Genomic DNA, 520 nt, shown 5'->3' with positions numbered 1-520 from the left:
TAACGCCCGCATAAGGGGCTGATAATAGTTTGCTAAAATGTGCAGCGTAGCGAAACCGAGCAAACTGTTAGCAGTCCCGTGCTTAATGCGCTTGTTATATGGAGCTTTCTACTTACTCAGTTTTCTTAAGGCCTTCGAACCTAAAGTTTATTACAGAAGCTTTCTTAAAGTCCTCGTCATTAAGCATTGTTAGTTCGAATAGAGGAGCAGACGTTTTAATAGCATTAAAAGCTACCTCATCAAATTCTTGGACTCCACTTGAAGTTGTTAACTCCATATCTAAAACTTCTCCACTTTTAGAAAAGGTAGATTTCACAACTATTGTTTTGTCGATAGGCATTTTTTCACAAAGCAGCTTTGATTGCTCTCGTACTCTTAACATTATCTTTTCAGCACAAGATTGGACATCAGAACAGCTTGAGTTTTTTACTGCTTTTTGGGTATTTGCACAGCCAGTAACTATAACTGACAACAAAGTGATGATTAAGATCCTTCTCAAGACTCGAACTCCATATAACGC

At 38.1% G+C, this 520-nt stretch carries 1 protein-coding gene; it reads right to left on the bottom strand.

Annotation, left to right across the window (positions count from 1 at the left end; all coding sequences use genetic code 11):
* Positions 1 to 112: 112 nt before the first annotated feature.
* Positions 113 to 520, bottom strand: a 408-nt coding sequence (locus ABXH06_RS17850) for an energy transducer TonB (RefSeq protein WP_353519103.1), incomplete at its 5' end; no start/stop codon positions are given.

This window comes from Thalassotalea sp. SU-HH00458 (genome assembly GCF_040362795.1).
In the GTDB taxonomy this organism is placed as follows: Bacteria; Pseudomonadota; Gammaproteobacteria; order Enterobacterales; family Alteromonadaceae; genus Thalassotalea_H; species Thalassotalea_H castellviae.
Note: the sequence above shows the minus strand (reverse complement) of the source record. Positions and strands in the feature narration are given on the sequence as shown.